Annotated in this window: 23 protein-coding genes; 17 read left to right on the top strand and 6 right to left on the bottom strand. The window is 66.3% G+C overall.

What is annotated here, in order from left to right; translation table 11 throughout:
• Positions 1–212: 212 nt before the first annotated feature.
• Positions 213–1133, bottom strand: a complete 921-nt coding sequence (locus QA609_RS12875; RefSeq protein WP_278303017.1) for a hypothetical protein — start codon at positions 1131–1133, stop codon at positions 213–215.
• Positions 1134–1444: 311 nt separating this feature from the next.
• On the opposite strand from QA609_RS12875, the gene QA609_RS12880 reads away from it, so the two are divergent.
• Entirely contained in the window at positions 1445–2665 is a 1221-nt protein-coding gene (locus tag QA609_RS12880; protein ID WP_278303018.1) for an ATP-grasp domain-containing protein, read from the top strand.
• Here the strand turns inward: QA609_RS12880 and QA609_RS12885 are convergent.
• On the bottom strand, positions 2652–3986 hold the full coding sequence (locus QA609_RS12885) for a twin-arginine translocation signal domain-containing protein (RefSeq protein ID WP_278303019.1): 1335 nt from the start codon (positions 3984–3986) through the stop codon (positions 2652–2654). The two genes, QA609_RS12880 and QA609_RS12885, sit on opposite strands and share 14 nt — an antisense overlap.
• Before the next feature lie 322 nt (positions 3987–4308).
• On the opposite strand from QA609_RS12885, the gene QA609_RS12890 reads away from it, so the two are divergent.
• The gene (locus QA609_RS12890) at positions 4309–6195 is read left to right on the top strand and encodes a hypothetical protein (RefSeq protein ID WP_278303020.1); all 1887 of its coding nucleotides are present in this window, start codon (positions 4309–4311) and stop codon (positions 6193–6195) included.
• Between the two features lie 219 nt (positions 6196–6414).
• Here the strand turns inward: QA609_RS12890 and QA609_RS12895 are convergent, their stop codons facing one another.
• Positions 6415–6894: a hypothetical protein gene (locus tag QA609_RS12895; RefSeq protein ID WP_278303021.1), complete on the bottom strand. Its 480-nt coding sequence runs from the start codon at positions 6892–6894 to the stop codon at positions 6415–6417.
• Positions 6895–7229: 335 nt separating this feature from the next.
• Between QA609_RS12895 and QA609_RS12900 the strand changes: the two genes are divergently transcribed.
• Positions 7230–7682 carry a hypothetical protein gene (locus tag QA609_RS12900; RefSeq protein WP_278303022.1) on the top strand — a complete coding sequence of 151 codons (453 nt, stop codon included), beginning with the start codon at positions 7230–7232 and terminating at the stop codon, positions 7680–7682.
• Positions 7683–7984: 302 nt separating this feature from the next.
• On the opposite strand, the gene QA609_RS12905 is transcribed toward QA609_RS12900, so the two are convergent.
• Positions 7985–9796: an ABC transporter ATP-binding protein gene (locus QA609_RS12905; RefSeq protein ID WP_278303023.1), complete on the bottom strand. Its 1812-nt coding sequence runs from the start codon at positions 9794–9796 to the stop codon at positions 7985–7987.
• 120 nt (positions 9797–9916) lie between these two features.
• On the opposite strand from QA609_RS12905, the gene QA609_RS12910 reads away from it, so the two are divergent.
• The 10 genes from QA609_RS12910 to QA609_RS12955 all read left to right on the top strand — a co-directional run bounded on the left by QA609_RS12910 (position 9917) and on the right by QA609_RS12955 (position 18197).
• Positions 9917–10228, top strand: coding sequence for a PqqD family protein (locus QA609_RS12910; RefSeq protein WP_278303024.1), 312 nt, complete (start codon positions 9917–9919; stop codon positions 10226–10228).
• Entirely contained in the window at positions 10218–10649 is a 432-nt protein-coding gene (locus QA609_RS12915; RefSeq protein WP_278303025.1) for a lasso peptide biosynthesis B2 protein, read from the top strand. Before QA609_RS12910 ends, QA609_RS12915 begins: the two co-directional genes overlap by 11 nt.
• 82 nt (positions 10650–10731) lie before the next feature.
• The gene (locus QA609_RS12920) at positions 10732–10848 is read left to right on the top strand and encodes a lasso RiPP family leader peptide-containing protein (RefSeq protein ID WP_278303026.1); all 117 of its coding nucleotides are present in this window, start codon (positions 10732–10734) and stop codon (positions 10846–10848) included.
• A gap of 911 nt (positions 10849–11759) precedes the next feature.
• Positions 11760–11978, top strand: coding sequence for a hypothetical protein (locus tag QA609_RS12925; RefSeq protein WP_278303027.1), 219 nt, complete (start codon positions 11760–11762; stop codon positions 11976–11978).
• 223 nt (positions 11979–12201) lie between these two features.
• Positions 12202–13080 (top strand): hypothetical protein, encoded by an 879-nt coding sequence (locus tag QA609_RS12930; RefSeq protein ID WP_278303028.1) that lies wholly within the window; start codon positions 12202–12204, stop codon positions 13078–13080.
• A complete protein-coding gene (locus tag QA609_RS12935) occupies positions 13067–14266 on the top strand; it encodes a nucleotidyltransferase family protein (protein WP_278303029.1) in 1200 nt (399 codons plus the stop codon). The genes QA609_RS12930 and QA609_RS12935 overlap by 14 nt, the downstream gene beginning before the upstream one ends.
• Positions 14267–14358: 92 nt before the next feature.
• Entirely contained in the window at positions 14359–14631 is a 273-nt protein-coding gene (locus tag QA609_RS12940) for a hypothetical protein (RefSeq protein WP_278303030.1), read from the top strand.
• Positions 14628–15455 (top strand): DUF4350 domain-containing protein, encoded by an 828-nt coding sequence (locus QA609_RS12945; RefSeq protein WP_278303031.1) that lies wholly within the window; start codon positions 14628–14630, stop codon positions 15453–15455. Before QA609_RS12940 ends, QA609_RS12945 begins: the two co-directional genes overlap by 4 nt.
• A gap of 129 nt (positions 15456–15584) precedes the next feature.
• Positions 15585–16613 (top strand): GNAT family N-acetyltransferase, encoded by a 1029-nt coding sequence (locus QA609_RS12950; protein ID WP_278303032.1) that lies wholly within the window; start codon positions 15585–15587, stop codon positions 16611–16613.
• Between the two features lie 54 nt (positions 16614–16667).
• Positions 16668–18197, top strand: a complete 1530-nt coding sequence (locus QA609_RS12955) for a polysaccharide biosynthesis C-terminal domain-containing protein (protein WP_278303033.1) — start codon at positions 16668–16670, stop codon at positions 18195–18197.
• A 6-nt stretch (positions 18198–18203) separates the two neighbouring features.
• On the opposite strand, the gene QA609_RS12960 is transcribed toward QA609_RS12955, so the two are convergent.
• A complete protein-coding gene (locus QA609_RS12960) occupies positions 18204–19082 on the bottom strand; it encodes a proline dehydrogenase family protein (protein ID WP_278303034.1) in 879 nt (292 codons plus the stop codon).
• Positions 19079–19951, bottom strand: a complete 873-nt coding sequence (locus QA609_RS12965; protein ID WP_278303035.1) for a hypothetical protein — start codon at positions 19949–19951, stop codon at positions 19079–19081. The genes QA609_RS12960 and QA609_RS12965 overlap by 4 nt, the downstream gene beginning before the upstream one ends.
• Before the next feature lie 295 nt (positions 19952–20246).
• On the opposite strand from QA609_RS12965, the gene QA609_RS12970 reads away from it, so the two are divergent.
• From QA609_RS12970 to QA609_RS12985, 4 genes are all read left to right on the top strand, one after another.
• A complete protein-coding gene (locus tag QA609_RS12970; RefSeq protein WP_278303036.1) occupies positions 20247–21188 on the top strand; it encodes a DUF1616 domain-containing protein in 942 nt (313 codons plus the stop codon).
• A 583-nt stretch (positions 21189–21771) separates the two neighbouring features.
• On the top strand, positions 21772–22716 hold the full coding sequence (locus tag QA609_RS12975) for an NAD-dependent epimerase/dehydratase family protein (RefSeq protein WP_278303037.1): 945 nt from the start codon (positions 21772–21774) through the stop codon (positions 22714–22716).
• A gap of 127 nt (positions 22717–22843) precedes the next feature.
• A complete protein-coding gene (locus QA609_RS12980; protein ID WP_278303038.1) occupies positions 22844–24721 on the top strand; it encodes a right-handed parallel beta-helix repeat-containing protein in 1878 nt (625 codons plus the stop codon).
• A 67-nt stretch (positions 24722–24788) separates the two neighbouring features.
• Complete coding sequence (locus QA609_RS12985; protein WP_278303039.1) at positions 24789–25622, top strand: hypothetical protein; 834 nt, start codon at positions 24789–24791, stop codon at positions 25620–25622.
• Positions 25623–25627: the final 5 nt, after the last annotated feature.

Consider the following 25627-nt stretch of genomic DNA (forward strand, 5'->3'; position numbering starts at 1 on the left):
GTACAGCGAACTTTTTTACCGAGGGCATCGGCTGGCGTCTGCGACGCCAGCCTCAACCCCCGGCAAAAAACTTCGATGAAAAAAGGCCGACGGCTCGCCCACAGGGCTCGCCGTCGGTGAAACACCTCGCTTCGCTTGGCGTATGCTTCTCCGTTCCATTCGCCTATCCTAATAACAGCCGTTTCACAAGATATTCTGAATAGCGAAACCTGTTACTCGAGTCGCGCTCGAGCCTCCTCGCGGCCCATTCCGAGACCGAGCTGGTGTTCGCCGTAGTAGAGCGCACCGCCGCCGCTGCCGACGATGTAGCCGAGCGGACCGACCGCCTCGATACGGTTGTCGTCGCTCGCGGTGAAGCGCATCGAGGTGTCCTCGAAGGCGAGCTCGCCGTTGACCCAGTAGCGCATCGTCCCGTCGGCCTCGGCGGTTCCGCCGTCGTAGGAGTTCGTCTCGACGTAACACTCGATCTCGTTCCAGGCGTCCATCTCCACGACGGCGTCGGTCATCTGGAAGTCGCCTGAGCCGTCCATGTGATAGCAGTACGAGAAGAACTTGTACCCCTCCGGCGCGGGCGAGCCGTTCCGGTTGGCGAAGCCGATCGCGTTCGACCAGCCGTTCCGCCCGTCGGCCGCGCCGCCGCCCGAGGAGCCCCCGCCGTTAGTCAGCGGCGCCCAGAACATCCGGACCGTGTCGTCGGTGCCCAGATCGAACCCCTCTGGGTAGACCGTAAAGCGCGTGTAGAGTTCGTCCTGCTGGTCGCCGACGTGGTCGGGGAGGCGGTACTCGCAGTTCGCGATCTTCGAGTCGCCGGTGAACTCCGTTCGCAGCGAGCGCTCGTTGCCCGTTGCCCGATCCGCGCTGAACTCCGGCGTGTGCGACCCTCGAACGTCGTTGACGTCGTACACCTCGTCCGGAGCCCCGTACTCGTCGTAGTCGACGTCGATCACCCGCGAGTCGGTTTCGGCGGCCGCACTCGAGGTCGCGCCCGCACCGGTACCAACGCCGAGCGCGGCCAGTGCCCCGCCCGCGAGGCCGAGGTACGATCGCCGGCCGAGAACCTCGCCGTTACTCCCGCGAAATCCGTCGTTACGCGTCTCGTCGGTTCGGTCTCGAGCCGGGTGCTGTCGTTCCATGCGGTCGGGAAACGGGGAACGACGGTTATCAATTTTCCCTTTCGATAGACTGTAATAAAAGCCGAAACTTATTCTGTCTGGCCGAATCCTGTGTTACGTTTGATCGAATCCGACGGCGTAGATAGTTCGGACCCAATCAGCTATTACGGCGAGCAACATGCTGTTCACCGCGGTCAATCACGAGTTAGGCGCGGCGAAACGCGCACTCGCGACGGCTCGCCGAACCGACGACGGCGAGAAAAACGCTATTACTCGCCGATCGCGGCCGTGACGATCGGGATCGCTTTCCCCGTGGCCGTCGCCTTCGACCTATGCTACCGGGGCCGCGAGTGCTCGTCCTCGACGGGGACTACCCGACCTCGCTGACGATCGCCGGCGAACTCTCGGCGGATCTCGAGGCGACGATCGTCGGTGCCGGGACCTCCCGGTACAGCCGCCTCCCCCGCTCGCGGTACTGCGACGTCGCGGTGACGATCCCCCCGCCGGACGATCCGGACTACCTCGACGCGCTGTGGGCGGTCCTCGAGGCAACCCGGCCGCAGCTCGTGCTCCCGGTCGGATACGAGTCAGCCGCCGCGCTCGAGTCCGTCCGCGACGAACTGCCCGACTCCACGGCGGTGTGTCTCCCCGATCCCGACGCCTTCGAGACCGCCGCTGACAAGGCGGCGACGATGGCGATGGCCGAACGCCTCGGGATCGACGTCCCGACCGACTACTCGAGTCTCGTCGAGACGCTCGACGCCGAGGGACGGGAGCGGGGCGCGCTCGAGGCCCTCGAGTTCCCGCTGTTTTGCAAAGCGCGTCGGGAGGCCGGCGGTGGCCACGAGACGACCGCCCGGGTCGTCGACCCCGCGCGGTTCTGGGAGGTCTACGACCGACTCCAGAGCGCGTCGCCGACCGGCGAGGTGCTCGTCCAGGAGTCGATCGACGGCTCGAGCGTGACCTACGGCTGCGGGCTGTTCTGCCGAAACGGAGAGATCGAACTGCGGATGGCTCACGAGGAGTTGCGGTCGGTCCCGCGTCGCGGCGGGAGCGGCACGCACCTTCGGCTGCGTCGGGACCCCGCCCTCGAGGCCGCGGCGAGCGACCTGCTCCGGGAACTCGAGTGGGACGGCGTCGCCCTCGTCGAGTGCAAGCGCCGCGCGAGCGGCGAGCTCGTCCTCATGGAGATCAACCCGAAGTTCTGGGCCTCCTACGCGCTGGCCAGCGCCCACGGCTACCGGTTCGCCTCGCGGCTGGTCGCGACGACGCTGGGGCTCGAGGACCGACTGCCCGATCGTCCGCTCGAGACGACCGGGGAGATGACGTTCCCGCTCCGGGAGCTGTACTACTACGCGCGAAACCGGGAGGCGGAGCGACTGCTCGAGTGCGTGCGCGCGGTCGCGAGGCCGGGGGTCCCCTGGAACGTCGATCGCTCGGACCTCCGCGCGTGGCTGACGCCGCCGGCGGCCCTCCTCGAGGGACTCCCGACCGGGATCGCCGAGGCGGGCCGATCCGGCGACAGCGAGGTGGTCGCGTTCACGCGCCGGTAGGCGAATCGGGATAATCGCCGGGGTCGACCTCGTCGCCACCGACCCAGAGCTCGTCGGGTTCGGGGTCGGCCTCGAGGGCGACGACCTCGCCGTCGAAGAGGTAGCCGTCGACGGTCTCGGGTTCGGCAGTCGCCTCGGCGGTCGCGTACCCGTGTTCGGACTCCTCGGCGGGCGTGATCTCGACGGTCGCGTTGTAGGTGGCCTGGTGGCCGTCGGCGTTGCTCCAGTCGGTGTGGACCACGGTGTCGTCGACGAACAGGCGGTAGGTCGCGCGCTCCGCGCCGTTAGCGTAGGTTACCCGGCCGTCGTAGGCGTCCATGTTCGCCGGATCCTCGAAGTACGGGTGCTGGTCGTACGGCGGGATCTCGGGGATCCCCGCCGCGAGCAGTTCGTGTTCGTCGTAGTAGATCGCCAGATCGCCGGGTGCGGTCTCGCTCCCGCCGTAGCGCACCAGCGGGCCGGCGTACTCGACGGCCTGCTCCTCGACCGTCGTCCAGCGGAAGTCCGTTCGCTCGTAGGCGAGGTCGCCGTCGATCCAGCACCGAGCCTCGCCGTCGGCGAACGCCTCGCCGCCCGCGACCGTGTTCATCGCGACCTCGGTCTCGAGGGCGATCCACTCGCCGGCCGACAGCCGGGCGTCGGTCAGTTCGAACTCGCCGCTGGTCGAGGGCTGATCGAGGTGGTAGGTGTAGGCCGCGAGCTTGTACTCGTCGGCCGATCGCCCCTCACGGTTCGTGATCGCGAGCATGCTCGACCAGCCGTCGGTGCCCGAGGGCCGTCCGCGACCGCCCGAGCCCAGCCCGCCCGCCTCGGTGTTCAGTCCGAGCGTCCAGAACCGGCAGACGTCGCCCGGCTCCATTGTCCAGTCCTCGCTCAGCCGGATCATCGCCCGCTGGCGGACCTCGAGTGGCTGGCCGTAGCCGTTCGCGGGAAACCAGTAGGCGGCGTTGCTCCCGTTGCTCTCGCCGCGAGGGATCTCGCAGCGCAACGCCGTCTCCCCCTCGAAGGTGTGGTTGTCGACGAGCGAGAACGCCGTCGGCTCGCCCGACCAGACCCGGTAGCTTTCTGAGGGGTCCTCGAGGGCGTCGTACTCGACCCCGACGAATTCGACGGCCTCGTCGTCCCCGTCGGCGTGGTCCGCGAGCGAGTCCTCGAACCCGACCGACTCGTCCGGCACCTCGTCCTCGGGCGGTTCCTCCGGCACCGCCTCCTCCGGCTCCTCTGATTCGTCAGGCTCCTCGGGGTCATCGGTCGGACACCCCGCCAGCAGCACCGTCGCAGCGACGGCGCCGCTCGCCCGCAGAACGGTTCGCCGGTCCATCGCCGGTGAAACGCGTCGGCGGTCCTATAGCGTTCGGCACCGTCCCGACGGGAAGCGCGATATTGTCGCCGCTCGAGGGCGGTAACTGCGCCGGCTCGAGGGCGGTAACCACGAGTTATCGATCGACGAAGCCGGGACGCATTGCGCCGTTGGGTCGCGTCGACGGTCACGGGACAGCACTCGATTACGTCGCCACAAGCTGTCGATTCCGCCGAACGTCCTGTAACGTTTTTCGCGGTGGTTCGCGTAGCCGCCTCTCGACCGTGTACTACCGCCAGACGGGATCGTTCGGCCCGGTCTCCCGCCGGGATCGGAGGACGGGATGAGCCCGGGGGTTCTGGAGCCGGCTCGACTGCTCTCGGCCGCGCTCGTCGCAGCGGCCGTGCTGGGCGTCGGAATCCCGTTCGCACTCGGGCTGTCGAACCTGTCGATCCTGGGGCTGTACGTCGCCGTGCCGCTGCTCGCAGCGCCGCTGGTCGCCCGTCGACTTCGCCGCGAGCCGGCGGACGTCGCCGGGACGGCGGCGCCGATCCGGGTCGACTGGCGCCTCCTGTCGACGGCGTTTCACCTCCTGGTCGGCGCGCTCGTGGTCGTCCTCGTCGCGAGCGAGGTCCGACCCTACGGCTTCTACGCGGGCGTGGCCGTCCTCTACGGGCTTTGTTTCCTGCTGATCGTGACGACTCCGCCGGAGCGGGCGAGCCGTGCGATCGGGCTCTACCACCTGGTCGTCGCCCTCCTACTGGTCGTGTTCAGCGTCACGCTGTACTACGACTTCTTCGTCGGCCACACCGATCTCTCGGCCCACACCGCGATGACCGAAACGATCCTCGAGACCGGGCGGACGTCGACCCTGCTACCGGGCTACGAGTCGTTCCAGCTCTGGCACGTCTACGCCGCGTTCGGTTCGCTTCTGTTGGGCGAGGGCGTCGCGGCCCACACGACCACCTACCTCCTCTCGGGCGGACTGTTCGCGGCGGGAGTCGGGCTCGTCTTTGGGCTAGCCCGTCGGCTCCACCCCGACGAGACGTTCGGCCTGCTGGCCTCGCTGGTGGCGATCGCGTTCCCGCTGTACCTGTTCTACGGGATGTACTCGATCCCCCGCAGCGCGACGTCTATTGTCCTGCTCGCCTTGCTGGTCGCGCTCGCGAGCCGGCCGACCGCCGGAACGAGGCTGCTGACCGTCGGACTCGTCGTCGCCATCGTCGTCGCCCACCCCGTGACGATCCCGTTCGTGCTGGCGATCCTCGCGCTCGTCGCGCTGGCCGAGCGCGCGACCGGTCGGGCCGACCCGCTCGTCGACGCCTACGTTCTGGCGGTGTCGGTGCTGGTGACGAGTCTCTACTGGCTGTACGCCGCGGAGGGACTCGTCGTCCGGCTCGCGGGGACGATCGAGTCGGTCCTGTTCGACCCCTCGGAGTCGGCGGTTCCGGAGGGCGTGGTCGCCAGCCCCTGGGTCGAGGTCGCGAACTACGTCCCCTACGGGTTCGCACTCTTCTTCGTCGTCCTCGGCTTCCTGTTCCTGCTCGAGCGCCGTTCTCGAGGAACCGACGCGATCGAGGACGCTCCCTCGAGTGCGGCCGTCGCGAGCGACGGTGGCCGACCGCGGAGCCCGCACCTGCTGGCGATCGGACTCGTCACCGTCGCCCTCGTTCCCCTCGTCTTCCCCGGCCCGCTGCTCCTGCTCGACGCGCTCGCGGGGGTCAACGTCGACCGGTTCGGCCACTACGGGTTCGCGTTTGTCGCGCTGACGGGCGGGTACGGACTGTACGAACTCGTCCGCCGTGGCGGTCTCGTGACCCTGCTGGCTCTGCTGGTGATCCTCTCGCTGTTTACGTTCACCGCGGTCTCGAACGACTTCACCGCCTCCGACAACCCCGTCGTCGAGCGCCCGTTCTACACCTTCTACCTCGAGGACGAGGAGCGCCAGTCGTTCGAAACGATCGACGACCGCTACCGGGGCGAGTTCGGCACCGATCGGGTCAGCTGTCGGTACGCGGGCGAACGCCTCGGGGCGCCGTGTGCGGTGGTCGACGCCGCCGAAGGCGGCGCCATGTTCGACGAGCACGACGCCGTCCTCCTGCGGGATGGCGAACTCGAGGACCGCCCGCTGCAGTTCTCGGCGTACGTCGACGAGGCGGAGCTTCCACGGGAGGGACTCGAGGACCGGGATCGAGTCTACGACTCCGGCTCGGTGTCGTTTCACGCCTGAGGACGCGTGGCCGCTCACGTCTCTCCGCCCCGAGGCAGCCGGAAAACCAGCAACGTCGTCTTTCCCGGACTGCAGGGTTCGCGTCGGAGGTGCTGCGTAAACCGCCGGATCGACCGCCGAAAGGGGACCTGCAATCGGGTTCGGTGGACTGCTTGTCCGTGGAGTACAGGTAGTGCAGCACGATCACGCCCCGTGTTACCCCCACTCCGGGCGGGGAAGTCACTCCTCGGAAACCGGGTCTTGCGCCGATACCGCTGCGGTGACGTTCTGGACGTACCGCATGCTCGTCGCGATCGACATGATCCCGTCCGTCAGCGCCTGCTGGCTCGCGCCGTCCGGATAGAGCCGGTATTCGGTCCGAATCGTCTCCGCGTTCCGCAGTTCGCAAGACGCTCTCTCTTCGTCGAGAACCGTATAGAAGCCCGGCGTCGAGGCGAGCATCGGCCCGACGTACTTGAGCAACTCACCGCGGCGCTGATCGCCCCGGAGCAGCGTTTTGGCCGCGCCGGTGTCGAACCCGCTCTGTCCGACGAGCCGGATCGGTCCGAACTCGGTCTCCTTGATCACGTGTATCGGAAGCCGCGAGAGTTCGACCTGGTAGTTGAACGCGGTCTCCTCGTCGGTGTGTCGGGTCGCGTTACTGATCTCCGTATCGTCCAACCACTTTCGTACCTGCGCTTCGCTCACGTGGGTCGACATGCAGGAACGTCCACCGCCGTTCGATCGAGAATAAGGCTTCAGCGTTCCGAGACCTGACCGACGACCGCTTCGACGAGGCCATCGACCGGCTAATCGAGGGGGTCTTCCGGGCGGATACCTACCTGCTCAGCCTCGACCCGGACGAGCTCGAGCCGGGATACACCTTCGACTCCGGAAGTTCGATCGATGAGACGGATCCGTTCGGAGACTGAGCTACCCACGACCGAAGCCGTGGGCTTTCGCGCCGTTTCTCTGTAACTAACTTGTTGGGCCGGTCCTATTAATTCCTCTACTAGACTAGAATTAATATACCCCAGATGGAGGATGGTGATACTATGCCGATCGATATTGAATCGGACCAGTGGGGCAAGAGCAAGCAGATCGATATTCTAGAAGTAGAGATAGAGAGGTATCTCCAAAAAAATTCGGAGACGGCTTATACGGCATCGGAAATCGCGGATGACCTTACGGTCGAAAAGCCGGAGGCGTTTCCCGAATCGGTGCTCGCTGAGCGAGACGCTGCCAGGTTATCTCGGACCGTATTGGTCACATCCCGCCTGGAAAAGTTAGCTTGGCACGACCGTGTCGAAGCCCGCACCCTCGACAACGAATCGTATTATACTGATCGGGAAGACGGTCAGTTCCCGATAGCCGAAGTAGATCAGAACATCCCCAACCGGTTTATCGATCTCGAGCAGAAAATCGAAGAGATCGATGACCAACTGGGACGCATACGGATACTGCTTCGAGACCTTGACGAAGTTCCTTCGGACTTTGACCTGCAGTGAACCGCCTCGAGGTCAAGTGGTCGAGACGCCCCCGGCGTCTCGTCGTCGAGCGAAACCTTCGATTTTGCGCACCTCGCGGAACGAAGTTCCGTTCAGTCACGAAAATCTTCGGTTCTCGACCAGCCCCGAGACACTCGGCCTGCTCCGCCTGTAGATACACCCACCGGGGACCGAATCAGGCGCCCGATGGAAAGAGGCCGGCTGAGGCGGTTCCGGGAAGCAAAAATAGCCGGTGAACAAATACGTCTACGGTAAACTCTTCCGTGTCGGCAGAACGGCAGTCCACTGCCGCACCCACCGCTTCAGCGGTGGGTGGCCGACGACCGGTATAGTGACGCGTAGGTTCGATCGGCAGCCAACAGTCGTTCGTGGTTCCCTCGTTCGACGATACGGCCGTCTTCCATCGCGTAGATCCGGTCGACGTCGGTCACGGAAGAGAGTCGATGAGTGATAACCACGAGGGTCCGGTCTGCGTTCCCGGTCGTGACGGCGTCGTACACGCGACGTTCCAGGTTCGCGTCGAGCTGACTCGACGCCTCGTCGAACACGAGCACGTCGGCGTCCTTGAGGAGCGCCCGCGCGATGGCGACGCGCTGGCGCTGACCGCCGGACAGTCGCACCCCGTCGTCGCCGAGCACGGTCTCGTAGCCGTCGGGAAGCTCGTCGACGAACTCGGAGACCTGCGCGGCCGCACACGCTCGCTCGATCGCCGCCTCGCTGGCGTCGCGGTTGGCGACGGTGACGTTCCAGCGAAGGGTGGCGTCGAAGACGAACGGCTGCTGGCGAACGACCGCGACGCCGTCGCGCCAGCTCTCGAGATCGTACGCATCCACCGGAACGGCGTCGGCCGTGACGCGTCCCTCGTCCGGGTCGTACACTCGAGCGAGCAACGCCGCGATCGTCGACTTGCCGGCGCCCGAGGGGCCGACGAACGCGACGAACTCGCCGCGCTCGATACGGAACGAGACGTCGCGGACCGCGGACGTAGCGGCCGTGTCGTAGGTGAACGTGACGCCGTCGAACTCGAGTCGTTCGATCGGGGTCGGAACGGCTCGGGATCCGGAGTCGCTCTCGCGGTGCTCCCGGAGTTCGTCGATGAACCGCTGCGTTCGAACCAGGTGCGGCAGGTTCCGTTCGATCGCGTACACCTCACTGTTGAGGCTGCTGATCTGCGGTGCGAGCCGAAATATCGCGAACAGAAACACCCCGAGGGCCGCAAGCGAGAGCCCAACGTGTGCCACCGCGACGTAGACGAGTCCGGAGACCACCGTTGCGGCGACGATGCGGTAGCCGTTCTTCAGCGCCGTTTCGTCCCTGTATCCGCGAATCTGGGCGGTCTCGTACTCCCTGATAGCGTCGTCGAACCGGCGGCTGAACTCGCCCGCGAGGCCGTAGAGCTTCACGTCGCGAATTCCCTGCGTGCCGGCCTGGGCGTACCGCTGGATCCGCTCGTTCGCGTCCGCGACGCGCTCCCCGAGCTCGTAGCCGGGGGCGATACCGAACCGGAGGACGGCGGCGAGGGCCGCGAGGACGACGACCGTCCCGAGCGCGAGAACCGGCGCCAGATACAGCGCGACCGCGAGGTACATCGACACGAGGAGCAGTCGCTGGAAGAACGACAGCAGCTGCCCGATCGCCGAGCTGGCGTAGGACGATTGGGTGACGAGGGCGTTCAGGATCTCGTCGGACCCCTCCCTGTCGAAGTACGCGACGTCGGCCTCGAGGGCCAGATCGTACGCCGTCGTCTGGAGATACGTAAAGTACCTGACCACCAGCGCGGCCTGCAGCCAGGCCACGAGGAAGCTCGCGGTGTAGCGAAGCGCCATGACCACGGCGACGCCGACGACGACGTATCCGAGGGAGAACGGAACGCCGAGGGCGGCGTAGATCTCGACGAACATCCCGAGCAGACCGTCGGCACCCCCGTTCGGCGACTCGTCGGTCTGTACCGTCTCCACGATCGGGACGATGAACGTCAACCCGATTCCCTCCAGCAGCGCCGTTGCGAAGCTGAAGACGGCGAGCAGGGCGATAGTGAGCGGTCGATGAGCGGCGACTCTGCGGAGCGCTCGATACTGCTCCCCGACCGAAGCCGGCTCGTCGTTCTGGACCATGGATCTCCGGAGCGTCTGTAATCGGGCACTCGCCACCGTTATAACGGTTTCCTGGCTTTTGGGAGCCACAGTGGCCGTACCCCTCGTTTTAAACTGATAGCCGTGCTGATCCCGGTATCCATGACGAAAGATCCGGCACGAATTCGAGACGAGACGGTCGTAACCCGGTCCGACGCGCCCCTCTCGACGACGATCGAGGACGAGACGGTCCTCCTGAACCCCGACAGCGGCACGTACCACGGACTGAACGAGGTCGGGACGCGAGTCTGGACGCACCTCGAGTCCCCCGTTAGCGTCGGCGAACTGGAGACGGTCGTCGCCGACGAACACGATGTCGCCGAGGCGGAGCTCGGTCCCGATATCAGGGCGTTCCTCGAGGACCTCCTCGAGGCCGACCTGATCGAACTCCGGGGCGCTACCGATGATTCGTAGCGTCGTCCGTTACTGTCGTCGAGGCTACTCGCTACCGGTTCGTGACCAGTGGCTCCTCGTGGAGACCGTCCTCCTAGTGGTACTAGTCCGCGCCGGGCTGTTCGTCGCTTCGTACCCGTCGGTTCGTGACGGACTCGACGTCGCGTGTTCGGTCTTCGACGGGGCGTTTACACCCGCTTGCCCGCGAGGGCGAGTGCCGTGGGCGGTCGAGCGGGTCGCGTCGGCTCTTCCGGGAACGCAGTCCTGTCTGGTCAGAGCGCTGGTCGCCGAAACGCTTCTCGTTCGCCGCGGGTATCCGGCAGCTCTTCGGTTCGGCGTCGATCATTCTGACGAGGAGTTCGTCGCTCACGCGTGGGTCGAAAGCGGTAGCGAAGTGGTCGTCGGCGGCGAGGTGCGACCGGCGTTCACTCGACTTCGATGACGAGTAACTGAATCACACAGGTCTGTGAAATAGAATTATATGCGGACGCGGCGTCGATTACCGTGCATCAGGTGACGATCCTATGGGAGACGACTACGAGCCACCGCGGCTGACCACGTTCGGCAGCATCACGGAAGTAACGAAACAGGGGAAGTGCAACGGGAAAGGCTCGCCGAGCGAACTCTCCGTCGGCTACTGACGGGGCCCGCGTGAGACGGGAGAAGTCCAGGGAGACGTTTGCGGTAGTAGAGCGAGCGGTGGCGAGGTGTGATCGGCGTTCGCCGACTTCGATGCTGGGCCGCTGAACTACACGGGTCTGTGAAATAGGATTATGTGCGGATGCGGCGTCGACCCTGTATAACTGGTACCGATGAAATGAGAGACGACTACGAGCCACCCCGGCTGACCACGTTCGGTAGCGTCACGGAGATAACAAAACGGGGGAAGGGCAAGGGTAGAGGCCCGCCGGACGAACTTCCTATCGGCTACGGCCGAGGGCCCCCGTGAGACAGTGAGCGGAACGTAGACACCGTTTCGATCGGCGATCGTACCGTCGAGTCGTCGGTTTCGATCCCCGAGGTCGAGCGGGCTCGATCGACGTCGAGTATCACGACGAAGCCGGACGTCACGACCAGGTGCGGACGCGTCGAAACCCGCCGGCACGGATCGGAGCGCCCCAGCGTATCGATGGGTGACCGAACCGTCTCGATGTCTCCCCCCGGAATCGGTCGATTCGAAATTCGAACGGGAAACGAGACCGAATCGGTCCGGTCGGCCGCACCCGAAGCTCGCGGACGATCGGTTCGGTTTCGAGGTGCCGCCCTCGACTCAACCGCTCGAGACGACGAAGCAGTACTATCGCATCCCCGAGCCTCCCGCTCGAGTACCCGATCGGATCTGTGTGGTCTTCTCCCTCGAGCGCGAGTCGGTGCTCGCAGTCGGTTTCGTGACCGGAGCAGCTCGCGGAACCCGTGCTACTAGTACTGGACTAGTCCGTGCGGGATGTTTCGTCGCTTCGTACTCGTCGGCTCACAACGGGTTCGACGTCTCGAGTTCGGTCCTCGATGGGGCGCTCACAGGAATTCGAGGAGGAAGCCCACGACTGAAGTCGTGAGTGACTTACACCCGCTTGGACGCGAGAACGAGTTCCGTGAGCGTCGAGCGAGTCGCGGGTATCCGGCAGCCCTGCGTTTCGGCGTCGATCTCCGAGAGGGAGCGTTCATCGTCCACGCGTTGATCGAAAGCGGTGCCGAGGGGGTGGCGGCGGTGAGGCGCGTCCGGCGTTCGCCCGACTCCGGTAATGGATATCTGACCCACACCGATCCGTGAAGTAGCGTTATGTACTGACGGGGAGTCGATTGCCGTGTAGCAAGGTGACAATCAGATGAGGGACGATTACGAGCCACCACGGCTGACCACGTTCGGAAACGTCGAGGAGATAACCAAACGAGGCGGAGGAGGCGGAGGCGGTGGCGGTGGAGGGGGCGGAGGCGGCGGAGGAGGAGGACCGATCGGCTACGGACAATAACGTTCCTTAGACAGCGAGAACCACATGGACCTCTTTTCGATTTACGATCTCACCGTCGAATCGTGCGTTTCGATCCCCGAGGTAGCGCGCGTTCGACCGGATCCGGGCGCCACGACGGAGCCGGACATCACGATCAGGTGCGAAAGCGTCGAGACGAACCGGGACGGGCCGGACCGTCTGGAGGTATCGGTCGACGACCGGGTCGTCTCGCTCTCCGTCCCCGAGGTCGGTTGGTTCGAAATCCGCGATGGAACGACGATCACCGTCGATTCCGTGACCGAGCTCTCGGACCAGCAGGTCCGTGCGGTTCTCACGGGTCCGGCGCTTGGCTACCTCCTCTATCAGCGCGGGCTACTGGTGCTCCACGGGAGCGCCGTCGCGCGCGACGGGGCGGGCTACCTCTTTCTCGGGACGAAAGGCGCGGGGAAATCGACGACGGCGGGCACGCTGGCTCGACAAGGATACGCCGTCCTCTCCGACGACGTTACCGTAATCGACGTTCGCGACGGAGCGCTCCGACTCCTCCCCGGACGACCGCATCTGAAACTCGCGGACGACCGCTTCGCCTTCGAGGTGTTTCCCTCGACGGCGTCGCTCGAGATGACCAAACAGTACTACCGCGTCCCGGAACCCGCGCCTCGAGCGCCCGAACGGATCGGCGCGGTCTTCCTCCTCGAGCGCGGGTCGGAGCTCGCAGTCGAGGAGCTGCCACCGAGCGCTGCCGTCTGGGGGGTGCTCGAGCAGCTGTACGTTCGCCAGTTCAGCGACGAACTGAACAGCGAACGCTGTTTCGAGCAGGCGACCGCCCTCGTCGATCGGACGTCGATTCGACGGCTCGTCCGACCCGACGATACCGATGCGCTATCCGAGATCCCATCACTCATCACCGATGTCGACAGCTGATATCGATACTCCGTTCGCCCGTCCGGAAGACGCCCTGCAACGGCCCGAACACCGGTTCCTCCTGCGGTGCGTGCGACAGACGACGCACGACGTCCCGCGGGTCGAACCGCCCGCGGCGGACGAGTTCGACTGGGAGTACTTCCGCCGACTCGCGAACGACCACCGTCTCGCGTCGCTGGTCAACCGCTGTCTCACCGACGAGGCGAAAGCGGCCATCCCCGACGCGGTCGTCGCGGACTTCGAGTCGATCGCCGAGTGGGTGACGTACCGAAACCTCGGGATGATCGGGACGACTCGAGCGGTGCTCTCGCTCCTCGAGGCGCGCGGAATCAGCGCGCTTCCGTACAAGGGGCCGGTTCTCGCCGCCGTCGTTCACGGCGACCTCGCCTTTCGGGGGTCGAAGGACGTCGACGTCCTGCTCCCGAAGGCGGAGATCTCGGCCGCGAGGGAGACCCTGCTAGCGAACGGATTCCGACCGAAGGATCCGTCGGCGATCGGAACCGAACCCGGCGAGATGGGGAGTAACCGCCACTCGACGGTCGTCAGCGAGGACGACATCCGGGTCGAACTGCACTGGCGAATTACGGGAAATCGGTTCCCGTTCGCGGTCGACTTCGAGCGGTTGTGGCGGACCCGCGAAACGGCCGACGTCGGGGGCACGACGATGCCGATACCGTCGCTCGACGAACTCGTCGTCCCCCTCGCGGTACACGGGAACCGCCACTGCTGGTCGGAGCTGGCGTGGCTCTGTGACTTCGCCGGTACCGTCGACGCTCGCGACTTCGACTGGGGCGACCGACTCCGAGCGGCGTCCGATCTCGGGGCGAAACGAATGCTCCTGGTCGGATTGGGGCTGGTCGACCTCCTCACGGACGTCGAGTTACCTCCGATCGTTCGGCGCCACCTTCGATCCGATCGGGTGGCGAACGAGCTGTCGAAGGCGGTGGTGACGTCGTTTCTGTGGACCGCGGCCCCCTCGACACTCGCGACGGTCCGGTACATGCTCCGGGTTCGAGAACGTCCCACGGATACGCTCAGAGCGGTCGCGAGACTGGCGTTGCTTCCCGGGAGAAAGGACTTCGAACTCCTCCCGCCTCGCGCCCGATACTATCCGCTCGCGGTCGCCTGCCGACCGATTCGGATAGCGGGGACGGCCGGCACGAACGCGGCGGGTCGGTTCCGCTGAGGGAGTCGAGACCGGAGCAACGTCGTATTACCGCACCCTCAAGCCCGAAATCGTCGAGCGGATTTACACCCCTCGGCGTGGACGGATGGCCGATGACGACCCCGCGTCGACGTCGATACCTCCGGCTGCAGCTGGCCTGGCTGCTCGGAGCGTTGTTCGCCCTCCTTCTCGCGGGAGCCCTCTCCCTCGGCGCGTACGTCCTGCTTGCGGTGCTCGGAAGCGTCGTCCTCGACGGGCTGTTGACTCCCCACGAGGTCGAGCCGCGCTGGCGCCCGCGGTGGCTCGTTCCGGCCGGGCTCCTCGTAGCCGCGATCGTCGTCGCCGTCCGCACCCTCGAGCTGCTCGCGCCGGGGGTGATTCCGTGACCGACACCCGATCACCCGAGCGGTCCCGATTCGCGCTGCTCGCGTTCGCCGCCGTCGTCGTCCTCGCGATCGGCTGGTTCGGTGCGACCTCGAGCGGCGCCTACGACCCGTACAACCCCGGGAGCGATGGCACGAGCGACCTCCGTCAGTCGCTCGAGGCCGATCCCGACCGCGAGTACGCGGCCGTCGATAGCTACGACGCCCTCGAGGCCGACGACGCCGCGCTCGTCGTCCCCGACTCCGAGGCCGACGATGAGGCGGCCGAGAGTGCGGCGACGTTCGTCGACGAGGGCGGAACCCTGATCGTCCTCGCCGACGACCCCGCGGCGAACGAGTTCCTCGCGGCGGTCGACGCCGAAGCCCGGCTCGAGGACGGGACCCTCCGCGACGACCGCCACCACTACCGCGGCCCCGCGATGGCAATCGCGACCGAGACGGCCGATCACGAGCTGACTGCGGGGGTCGAGCGACTGGGCCTCGACCGGGCGACGGCCCTCGAGCCCGGGAACGCGACGGTCCTCGCGACGACGAGCGACTCGAGCTACCTCGCGGACGGCCCCGACTCGAGCCGCGGCGAGGACGACGTGCTCGGTCCGCGTCCCGTCGCGACCGTCGAGAGCGTCGGCGAGGGGACGGTGATCGTCGTCGGCGACGCGACGGTCGCGACCAACGACGGGCTCGAGCGCGAGGACAACGCGGAGCTGCTCGCGAACGGGTACGGCGACGCCGATCGGGTCGCCGTCTTCGCGCCCGGGTTCGACGGGCCGCCGCCGCTCTCGTCGATCGATTCGAGTGCGGGAGACCGCCTCGGGTTCCCGCCGTGACGTCGCTTGCGTCGGCACAACGAACTGTTACCGTCCCCGGCGGGGTCGAGAAACGCGACCGTGTTCGACGGACGCTCCGAAGCTACTTCCCGGCAGACGGTGGGATCGAACGAAAGCGCCGATGCTCGCATGAGTCTCGAAGTCGAACACATAGACAGCATCGAGGAAGCGAACCGCAACCAGTGGAACCACGTCGTCGAGGGATCGGAGCTGGGCTGTGTCTTTCACCGCTACGAGTGGCTCCGGGCGATCGAGGAGGGGCTCGACTACGAGCCGAGACACCTCCTCGTCTCGAAGAAGGGCAACCCGATCGCCGTCCTCCCGAACTTCGTCACCCGCCTCGGCCCCGTCGCGCAGCTGACGTCGATCGAGCCGGGCTACGGCGGGCCGATCGCCGTCGCCGACGAGGAGTGGGCGCTCGAACTCCTGCTCGACGGCGTCGCCGAGCGCTGCGACGGACGGATCCTGTTCAACCGGTTCCGAACCTACGACGAGGGGTACGTGCGCTACCAGAACGTCCTCCGGGAGCGAGGGTACGACCTCACCGTCCACTCCTGTCGGTTCGCGCTGGATCTCACCCGCGGCTGGGACGCGATCCTCGAGGGGATGGACGGCGAGCGCCGACGCGGTATCCGACGCGGCCGCGAGTCCGACCACGAGATCCGCGAGGAGCCCGTGACGCCCGCCGTGCTGGCCGACTTCTACGACGACTACGCGCGAGTGATGGATCGGGTCGGAATGGACGCCGTCCCCTACTCGTTTCTGTCCGCGCTCGAGGGGCTCGCGGATCGGATCACGATCCTCTCGCTGCGGGCCGACGGCGAGCGACGCGGGATGTACCTCTTTCTGGAGGACGACGAGCAGTCGGCGGTCCAGCACCTCTACACCGCCGTCACCAGGGACCACTTCGAGTACCACGCTCCCGAACTGCTCCACGAGCACGCGATCGGACGGGCGATCGAGCGGGGGTACGAGACCTACGAGCTCCGCGGATCGACGCCCGACTTCAGGAACGGCGTCTTCGGTTTCAAGGAACGCTTCGGTGCCCGGCCGATCCCGCTGTTGCTGTGGGAACGGGGGCGGCCGTCCCCGGCGCTGTCGGCGCTGAATCTCGGGCGAACGCTCTACTGGCGGTTCGGGTCACCGACGTGGGACTGATCCGGTGCGCCCCCGAACGACGCGCGTCGGCGACGTTCGTTCGGGCGGATCCGCATGGCTGACTCGCTGTCCTCGGCGGTGCGGTCGGTCGTCGGTGCGAAGCTGTTCGTCGTCCTCGCGGGCTTTCTGTTCACGCCCGCGCTGGTTCGGCTGCTCGGCCCGACAGAGTACGGTCGGTACGCGCTCGCGCTCTCGATCTTCGGGATCGTCAACGTCGTGATCGTCGGGGGGACGAGCGACGCGGTTCGCAAGTACATCTCCGAGCGCTCGGATCCCGCCTGGCGGGCCGCGGTCTACGGCTACGTGTTCCGCCCGGCGCTGGCCCTCGGCGTCCTCGTCGGGGTCGCCTTCTGGTTAGCCGCGTGGTCCGGGCTCGCTGCCCGCCTGTTCGGCCCGCCGTTCACCTCGCTGTTCTATCTGCTCGGTGGGTATGCTCTCGCCAGCCAGCTCGCCTACCACAACCTGCGGACGCTGATGGGGCTCGAGCGCGAGTCCCAATCGGAGCCGCTGAAGGTCCTCGAGAAGACGCTGTTCGTCGTCGCGGCGCTGGGGCTCGTCTATCTGGGCTTCGGCGTGGAGGGCGTGCTCCTCGGACACATCCTCGCCAGCGTCGCGGTGTTCGTGTTGGCGCTTGCGGTCATCGCGCAGACGATCCCGCTGCGCTCGCTCGTCTCGCCGCCGAAGATCGACCTTCCCAGGCGCGGGATCGCCGCCTACCTGGGAAGTACGATCCTCTTCTTTCTCTTTTTGAACTCGCTGTACCACGTCGACGTCGTCCTCCTGCAGCTGTGGACGACCGACGAGACCGTCGGCTACTACCGGGGAGCACTCTCGATCGCCGAGTTCCTCTGGCTCGCCCCGACCGCGGTTCAACTCGTGCTCCTCCAGCGGATCTCGAGTCGGTGGGCCGCGGGCGACCTCGAGGCGATCCAGCGCCAGGCCGAACGAGCCACCCGGTACGTCCTCCTTCTGACGGCGCTGCTGGCGGTGGGGGTCGCCGCGCTGGCCGCCGACTTCGTCCCGCTCTACCTCGGTTCGGCGTTCGAGCCGTCGGTGCTGCCCCTATTGCTGTTGCTGCCTGGCGTCGTCGGCTTCGCCGTCGCGCGGCCGACGCTGGCGATCAACCAGGGGCGGCGCTCGCTGCGTCCCCTGCTGGCGGCGACGGGCGCCTGCTCGCTGGTCAACCTGGGGCTCAACCTGGCGCTGATCCCCGCCTACGGGATGGCGGGCGCGGCCGTCGCCACCTCGATCGGCTACGGCAGCCTCGTCGCGTTCCAGTCGCTCGCCGCCCGCCACGTCGGGTATCGCCCGCTCGAGGGCGTTCGATCGAAACCGATTCTCGTCTCGACCGTCGGGACGGCCGTCCTCATCGTTCCGCTTACGGTCGCCGTCCCCTCGTCGCTGCTGGCCCTCGCCGTGGTCCCGCCGCTGGGTGCCATCGCGTACGCGACGCTCGCGGTCGTCACCGGCGCGCTCACCCGCGAGGAGCTCGCGGAGATCGTCGACGGGATCGGCGTCTTCCCGCGGGGGCTCGAGCGGCGACTGTTCGTCGTGGTCGATCGGTTGCCGAAGCTCCAGGAGTGATTCAGGTTACAGACGTTTTGACGGCGCCTCGATCGGTCGAGCGGATCGATCGAGTAGCGCTCGCAGCCCGAACCGGAGGGTGTGCTTGTTCTCGGTCAGCCGGTTCAGGAAGTACCGCTTCCAGCGGGCGCCGTAGGGCACGTACTGGCTGACGTCGTACTCGGTCGCCAGCTCCCGCTGGACCGCGGGGCGAACGCCCATCAGCATCTGTATTTCCAGGGCCCTTCCGTGACGCTCGCTCAGTTCGACGGCGCGCTCGAGGATCGAGAGGTCGTGGGTCGCGACCGCGATCGATCCCTCGAGGGTCTCGAACGCCCGCTCGAGAACGTCCCGGTAGGCACGATCCATCCGCTCGGGGTCGCGGTAGGCGATCGACTGCGGTTCGTCGTAGGCCCCGCCCCGAACGAGGCGAACCCGTCCCGGGACGTCGGCGAGTCGCTCGAGGTCGGCCGGGGTCCGCTTCAGGTTCGCCTGCAGGCAGACGCCCAGCTGCGCGTCGCCGTACCGGGAAGCGAACGCCTCGAAGGCGTCGAGGGTCGCGTCCGTCGTCGTGTGCTCTTCCATATCCAGCCAGACGACGACGTCGCGCTCGCTCGCGCCCTCGAGGATCGACTCGAGCGAGCGCCGAAACCGCCCCTCGCCGAGATCGAGCCCGAGCTGGGAGGGTTTGACTGACACCGATCCCTCGAGTCCCGTGTCGCCGATCGCCGCGACCAGCTCGCGGTACGCTGCCGTATCGGCGCGCACCCGGTCGGGATCGTCGTGGTGGGTTCCCAATTGATTGACCATCCCTCGAATTCCGCGCTCGTTCAGCCGACGGACGCGCTCGAGGGCCTCGGCGTCCGTCTCGCCGGCGACGAACCGCTGGGCGATGGGCGGAATCATCCGTCCGGATCGGCGGCGTCCGCTCGGTCCTCCGGCTCCCATCGGCAGGTCACGAGCCGCCTCCCGGACGTTCGCTCCTCGAGGACCGTCGCCTCGACCGGTCGCCCGAGGCCGACGGCGAGCCCGCAAGCCAGCGTCGAGACGACAGGGTGGTCGAACCGATCGACGGGACCGAAGACGTCGTCCGCGACCGCGACCTCGAGTCGTCCCTCCGCTGCGTCGACCGACGGCGCCGCGCCGGAGACGAACTCGAACCGGTGGACGAGCGCGTCGGTCAGCTGTTCGGCCAGTCGCTCGGGTTCGGTCGCGAGCCCGTCCTCGAGCGATCGCTCGAGTTCGGCCACGAACGGCGCGCCGACGGGCTCGAGCGACAGGGTGGGCTCGTCGGCGTCGGTTTCGCCTCCGTCTCCGGCGACCGGGTCCGCCCCTCGAGGAGGGTCGGCGAGGGGAACGACCAGCCGAACTCCGTCGGGGTCGCTCCCTACAACCGGTGCGTAGCGTCGCTCCGCGGTGGCGCCGACCGACTCCGCGAGTTGGGCGAGGTTGGTTGCGCTCGTCTCGTACACCCACGTCGCGTCCCGCGCTTCCACGGTGCGTTCCGGCTCCAGTCCGTACGCGAGCGCGGCGGCGAATCCGCCGACGCCGGCGAGCGCGAACAGCACCGCCCGCCCGTCCGGTATCGCGAGGCCGGCGACGAACGCGAGCGCCCCGACGAGGGCGAACCCGACGACGGCTCCGTTTCGACCGCGATGTCGGCCGTCGCCGGATTCGCGCCGAAGGGACGCCTCGAGCGGCCCCTCGTTCGCGGCGAGCGTCGTCGACGACTCCCGTCGAACCACCGAGGCGTCGTCGTCCAGATCGGTCGTCACGGCATTCACCCGTCCAACGTACGGCGAAGGGGTGTTTGAAACTGTGGGCTCGAAACGCGGTGTTTCCTCGAGTCGAACGGAACAATACGCGATTTCCCACCGTTCGGTCAGTCCTCGAGCGGCTGGCGGGTTGCCGTTAGCTCCCGTCGGCTGCAACCGGTTCCGTCACCCGCGAGAACCGGGGCAGCCGACGCGGTTCGGCCGCGTGCGAACGGGCGGATTCGTTCGCGGCTCAGTGACCGTTCGGAACGACGACTGACGGGCTTTATGCGCCGACCGTGGGAGGGGACGAACGATGGGTTCGAACGGTCCGCTCGGCTCGATTCGACGGCTTCCGGCCGATCTCGCCGTTGCGCTCGCGGTGACCGGACTGGTCAACGTCGCGGCGTTCACCCCCGTGATCCGCGAGACGCCGGCTCGAGTTCCGTTCGGGCTCGCCTTCCTGCTTCTCGTTCCCGGCTACGTCGTCGTCGCCGCGCTGTTTCCGGGGCGGGATGACGTCGACGGCGTCGATCGGCTCTCGCTGTCAGTCGTCTCGAGCGCGATCGTCGTCCCCGCCGTCGGACTGGCGCTGAACGCGACGCCGTGGGGGATTCGACTCGAGCCGATGCTGGTCGGGGTGTCGCTTCTCACCGTCGCGGTGACGGGCCTCGCGACGCGGCGACGGCTGGCCGTGCGACCCGACGAGCGGTTTCGGATTCCCCACCGGGAGTGGAGACGGCGAGGCGTCGCGGCGGTTCGGCCGAACGGGGCTCGCGACCTCGCGCTGACGCTCTCGCTGACGATCGCCGTCGCGGTCGCCGTCGGCGCGGTCGGGTTCGCGGTCGCCGATCATCACGGCTACGGGCCGGCGATCGGCGAGGACGACGACGCCGCGGCGATCTCGCTGCTCGACTCGAACGGGGAGCTGCTGACCGACGGAGCGGAACTCGAGCCCGGAACGACCGAGTCGATCGCGATCGGGGTCGACAACCACGCCGACGAGGAGCGGACGTACACGGTCGTCGCGCTCGAGCAGGAACTCGAGAACGGAACTGTCGACGGGGAGCGCGAACTCCACCGGTTCGGGGTCGAAGTCGGGCAAGGAGAGACGGCAGCTCTCGAACACGACCTCGAGCCGACGGTCTCCGGCGACGGACGACTCGTCTGGCTGCTGTACACGGGAGACGTTCCCGACGAGCCGTCGTCCGACACCGCGACGGCACACGTCACCCTGTCGGTCGCCGAGGAGGAGTAGCCCGCGGTGGGGGAGACTCGAGGTTTTCGACGCCATCCGAATACAACTAATATCACACACATCGTACAGATAGACTAGAGATTGACAAATCTCGCGACCAGTAACTCACATGATCTGTGATCGCGCACGTTCACTGAACACGTGATCTGCCGTAGAACAAACGCTAGGGGACCCGAATGAGAACTACGAAGATTGCTACCCCTGTACCGATCCATCTCACACGCCATCTCGGGGGACGAACGCTGATTCGACGATCTCTACTTTCGGGACCCGAGGAGACCGAAGGGGTTGCGCCGATGTCATTCGATAGTGAACTATCTGTCTATCTGGTAGCTAGGATTCGCTATCGGTGCTCGGTAGTCGGCGGTTCGGATAGTTGCGTATCGGACACCGGCGTGTATCGGACGGTCGTGCGAGAGGGAACTCCATCTCTCACGACAGATCGCTGCGACCGTCTCTCGGTAGCGGCACACGATCCGATGTTGCTGAACGCTGTGGATCCTCCACTAGGACCACTAGTAGCGGGAGACCTAGTGTCTGCTAGGAAGAAGGATTGAACTCACCCTCGTCGTACGGGGAACGGATGAAGCTGAACGATCGATACCTCCTCGTCACCGGCGGCGCGGGACTCGTCGGGTCGGAACTCGTCGGTCGGCTCCTCGAGGACAACAAGGTGGTCGTCGTCGACGACCTCTCGAACGGACGTCTCGAGTCCGTTCCGGACGGGGCCGAGTTCGTTCGAGGAGACGTCTCGAAGCCTGAGACGCTCGAGGAGGTGGTAACGGAGGATCTCGACGCCGTGTTCCACTGTGCGGCGGCGGACAAGTACGTCGACAGCCAGGATCCGCGAGCGCAGTTCGACGCTAACGTCGGCATGACCCAGCGTCTCCTCGATCGAATGGCCGCAGTCGGGGTCAGGAAGATCGGGTTCACCTCGACGTCGACGGTGTACGGCGACGCGCCCCGACCGACGCCGGAGGACTACGCGCCGCTCGAGCCGATCAGTACCTACGGCGCCGCGAAGTTGGCCGAGGAATCGCTGCTCTCGGTGTCCGCACACTCCCGCGGGTTCACCGTCTGGAACTTCCGGTTCGCGAACGTGGTCGGACCGCGCTTCGGTGCGGGCGTCGTCCCGGACTTCGTCGCGAAGCTCACCGAGAATCAGGACACGCTGACGATCCTCGGGAACGGCCGACAGGAGAAGTCGTACATGCACGTCCGAGATTGCGTCGAGGCGATGTCTCACGTCGTCGAACACGCGACGGCCGCTCCCGGCCCGATGCACACCTACAACCTCGGTACGGCGACGACGACCTCCGTGGATCGGATCGCGGACATCGTCTGCGAGGAGATGGGCCTCGAGCCGCACTACGAGTACACCGGCGGCGACCGCGGGTGGACCGGTGACGTCCCGAAGATGCGACTGTCGATAGAGAAGCTCCGCGCGCTCGGCTGGGAGCCAACGACCGAGAGCGACGCGGCCGTTCGTGCCGTCGCGAGCGCGCTCGCAGGAGACGTTCGGGCTTGATTGCGAGTTGCGAGGAGAACGACGTTTCGCCATGCCGCAGCGACCGGCGGCGTCGGATCGCAGGTGAACGGCGTCTCTCGACGGTCACCGGACCGAACGAACGCGGTGCTGCACCGACGGGAAGATCATGAGAGAAGACGATTCGAACGCCGATGGTACCGACCCCGACGACCGCCTCGAGAGCCTCGCGGAGCGCGTCGACCGCCTCGAGAATCGGACGCTCTCGACGACGGCTCCGGACGGGACGCGGGTTTCACTGGACCGACTGCTCGCCGTCGGACTCACGCGCCGGCAGGCGCTCGCGGCGCTCGGCTTCGTCGCCGCTGGCGCGACGACCGCCGCGGCGATCCGCCAAGCAGTCGGGACCGTCGGGACGGACGACGAGGGTATCGCCGAAGACCGGTTCGACGCTCGATCACTCTCCGGGGCGGTCGAGGGCGTCGTCTTCGCTCACGAGTACGACTCTTCGCAGGAAGCGGTCGACGACACCGAGGACGGCAGCACCGTGGTCTTCCTCTCGGTACACGGCCCCTACGAGGAGTTCGTGATCCCGCCCCGCGATGACCTCACCCTCACGTCGGACGGCGCGCTCGTCGAGACGTCGCTCGAGACCGGGTCGGACAGGTATAACGAGATCATCGGGTCGCCGACCGACCACCCCGACTACGAGGACGGCCAGGAGCTCGGTTCGACGACCGACGTCGTGACGACGGATATCGACATCGGCGAGGAACGACTCGAGGTCGAGGATGCGTCCGTCCTCGAGGCCGGCGATCTCGTCTTGCTACACGACCTGGCCGACGAGTGGATCGCGTACCCCGCCAGCGATACCGATCCGCCGCACAGAGCCGAGTTCCTCCAGGTGGACGACGTCGATGAGGACGAACTGTTCTTCCGAAACGGGGTCTCCCTCGAGTTCGAGAATCGCGAGCTCCAGGTGTCGGCGTTCGATCCAGTCTGCTCGCATCTCATCATCGAGGGGTTTAGGCTGTTCGGAGCGTACGACGGCGGATCGGAGTACGAGGAGCGAGGAATCGTCACCGACTACTGCCGCGACGTGACGGTTCGCGACGTCTCGACGTCCAACGTCGGTCGACTCTCGGTAAGTGCCCGGAACTGTTACGGCGTGCGCGTACGCGACGTCGACGTGCGTAACTCCGGGCGGTACGGCGTTCAGGCGTCGGGAGCGTCGAAGAACGTCCGTCTGGACGGTATCTACGCCTCCCAAATGCGGTACGCGACCCAGTTCATCTCCTTCGGAAGCGAGTTCGGACCGACGAACGGGGTTACGGTCTCGAACTCCCTCGCTGCCAACTGCGACTACGGGTTCAACGTCCACCCGGGCGCGTACCGCGTTTCGTTCCACAACTGCAACACGCTCAACTCGAGGGGATACCGGATTCGGTCGCCGAAGACGACCGTTCACGGCGGTCAGCTCGACACCGGTGGTGGCGGAGCGTTCGCGCTCGAACAGCGGTTCAGCGATACGCGCATCTCCGGCGTCCACATCAGCGAACTCGACGACGTACGGGTGGCCAGCCTCGAACCGACCGGACCGGTATCGGGAGTGGTGTTCGAGAACCTCACGCTGAGTACCGATACGTTCGTCGGCTCGACGGCGTTCGCGATCGCCGCTCGAGGGTCGGAGGGGACGATCGGAGACGTCGTGGTCGCCGACTGTCGTCTCCCGAGCGTTCAGGAGTACCACTGTCTCGTGGGCGGCTCCGCCGCGGCGGTCACCGGTGATATTACCGTCGAGCGGTGTACGATGCGGGGAAACCGTGCGATACTCGAGTGCGAAGCGACCGAAGGGGCCGACGCGGACGACGCGATCTTCGTCGTTCGGGACTGTATCCAGCGCGATCTTGCCGACTCCGATCCGTTCCGCGACCACGCTTACCGGGACCGGCTGGTCGTTCTGGACAACGATTTCCTGGATGGCTCGGTCGACGAGGTCGAGGAGGCGCTTGCATGGGACGGAAATAGGGAGATCGATACCTCTTGAGCACCGGAATTATCAAAACTACCCGAGTAGCGTTAAGTGAGCGCTGCTGTACAGCATTCGGTGAGCAATGAGTAAGCTCCGCTCGGCTCGAGCGATCTACGCACGCGGCGGACTCCGCTCGCTGCTCGTTGCCTCGGAAAGCCACACGAGGGAACTATTCCGGCAGTCCGTGCTCTCTCACGGGGAGCGAAGACTTCGATATCTCCAACACAGACGACGGTACGGTGATGCGGCACCCTGTCCGGGACGACTCGTCCACGTCGACCCGAGCGCGATCGAGTACGTGCTGTTTCCGCCGCTTCACAGGGATCACGCGGTGACCAGGTACGATACACACGTGCTCGCCGGCGAATGGGATAGATCTCCGATTCGTGACGAATCGTGGTTCTCGACGCGGATGCTGACCGAGTCCGATGTCGACCGCCGTCACCGCTTCCGACTCGAGGAGTATGCATTTTACCGGGCACTCGAACGTGGCCGTGACAGCTACGAGGCGTACCTCGAGGCGTGGCAGGAACAGCTCTCGGAGTTTCCCAAGGGGCGGTCGACGAAGTACGGCGACACGGAGTACGTCGCGAACCACTACGACCTCTACGTCGATATCGACGAGAACGGATACAAGTCGGGGCGAGAACTCGGTAGACGCCTTCTGTATCCGGAGTTTTACGACGTCCCGGTGTACATCGGTCGCCATGGAGAGTTCATTTCGGCCGGGTTCGGAAAGCACAGGATCGTGATCGCACAGCTCCTCGAACTGGATTCGATCCCGGTTCGTGTAAACGTCCGTCACTCTCGCTGGCAGAAGCGACGGAACGCCGCGGTCCGCACGGGCGACGGCGAGTTCCAGAGGGATCTTCCGGCAGAGCATCCCGATTTGCGACCTCTGATGGCTACCGACTGACCAAC

The sequence above is a fragment of the Natronococcus sp. A-GB7 genome, from assembly GCF_029688865.1.
In the GTDB taxonomy this organism is placed as follows: Archaea; Halobacteriota; Halobacteria; order Halobacteriales; family Natrialbaceae; genus Natronococcus.

What these genes read in the sequence shown, in the direction of transcription:
- QA609_RS12975 (WP_278303037.1), top strand. Translation starts at nt 21,772, where the DNA reads ATGAAGCTGAACGATCGATACCTCCTCGTCACCGGCGGCGCGGGACTC.
- QA609_RS12900 (WP_278303022.1), top strand. Translation starts at nt 7,230, where the DNA reads ATGCCGATCGATATTGAATCGGACCAGTGGGGCAAGAGCAAGCAGATC.
- QA609_RS12920 (WP_278303026.1), top strand. Translation starts at nt 10,732, where the DNA reads ATGGGAGACGACTACGAGCCACCGCGGCTGACCACGTTCGGCAGCATC.
- QA609_RS12890 (WP_278303020.1), top strand. Translation starts at nt 4,309, where the DNA reads ATGAGCCCGGGGGTTCTGGAGCCGGCTCGACTGCTCTCGGCCGCGCTC.
- QA609_RS12970 (WP_278303036.1), top strand. Translation starts at nt 20,247, where the DNA reads ATGGGTTCGAACGGTCCGCTCGGCTCGATTCGACGGCTTCCGGCCGAT.
- QA609_RS12985 (WP_278303039.1), top strand. Translation starts at nt 24,789, where the DNA reads ATGAGTAAGCTCCGCTCGGCTCGAGCGATCTACGCACGCGGCGGACTC.
- QA609_RS12875 (WP_278303017.1), bottom strand. Translation starts at nt 1,133, where the DNA reads ATGGAACGACAGCACCCGGCTCGAGACCGAACCGACGAGACGCGTAAC.
- QA609_RS12940 (WP_278303030.1), top strand. Translation starts at nt 14,359, where the DNA reads ATGACGACCCCGCGTCGACGTCGATACCTCCGGCTGCAGCTGGCCTGG.
- QA609_RS12885 (WP_278303019.1), bottom strand. Translation starts at nt 3,986, where the DNA reads ATGGACCGGCGAACCGTTCTGCGGGCGAGCGGCGCCGTCGCTGCGACG.
- QA609_RS12910 (WP_278303024.1), top strand. Translation starts at nt 9,917, where the DNA reads ATGACGAAAGATCCGGCACGAATTCGAGACGAGACGGTCGTAACCCGG.
- QA609_RS12935 (WP_278303029.1), top strand. Translation starts at nt 13,067, where the DNA reads ATGTCGACAGCTGATATCGATACTCCGTTCGCCCGTCCGGAAGACGCC.
- QA609_RS12960 (WP_278303034.1), bottom strand. Translation starts at nt 19,082, where the DNA reads ATGATTCCGCCCATCGCCCAGCGGTTCGTCGCCGGCGAGACGGACGCC.
- QA609_RS12915 (WP_278303025.1), top strand. Translation starts at nt 10,218, where the DNA reads ATGATTCGTAGCGTCGTCCGTTACTGTCGTCGAGGCTACTCGCTACCG.
- QA609_RS12905 (WP_278303023.1), bottom strand. Translation starts at nt 9,796, where the DNA reads ATGGTCCAGAACGACGAGCCGGCTTCGGTCGGGGAGCAGTATCGAGCG.
- QA609_RS12930 (WP_278303028.1), top strand. Translation starts at nt 12,202, where the DNA reads ATGGACCTCTTTTCGATTTACGATCTCACCGTCGAATCGTGCGTTTCG.
- QA609_RS12955 (WP_278303033.1), top strand. Translation starts at nt 16,668, where the DNA reads ATGGCTGACTCGCTGTCCTCGGCGGTGCGGTCGGTCGTCGGTGCGAAG.
- QA609_RS12950 (WP_278303032.1), top strand. Translation starts at nt 15,585, where the DNA reads ATGAGTCTCGAAGTCGAACACATAGACAGCATCGAGGAAGCGAACCGC.
- QA609_RS12980 (WP_278303038.1), top strand. Translation starts at nt 22,844, where the DNA reads ATGAGAGAAGACGATTCGAACGCCGATGGTACCGACCCCGACGACCGC.
- QA609_RS12880 (WP_278303018.1), top strand. Translation starts at nt 1,445, where the DNA reads ATGCTACCGGGGCCGCGAGTGCTCGTCCTCGACGGGGACTACCCGACC.
- QA609_RS12895 (WP_278303021.1), bottom strand. Translation starts at nt 6,894, where the DNA reads ATGTCGACCCACGTGAGCGAAGCGCAGGTACGAAAGTGGTTGGACGAT.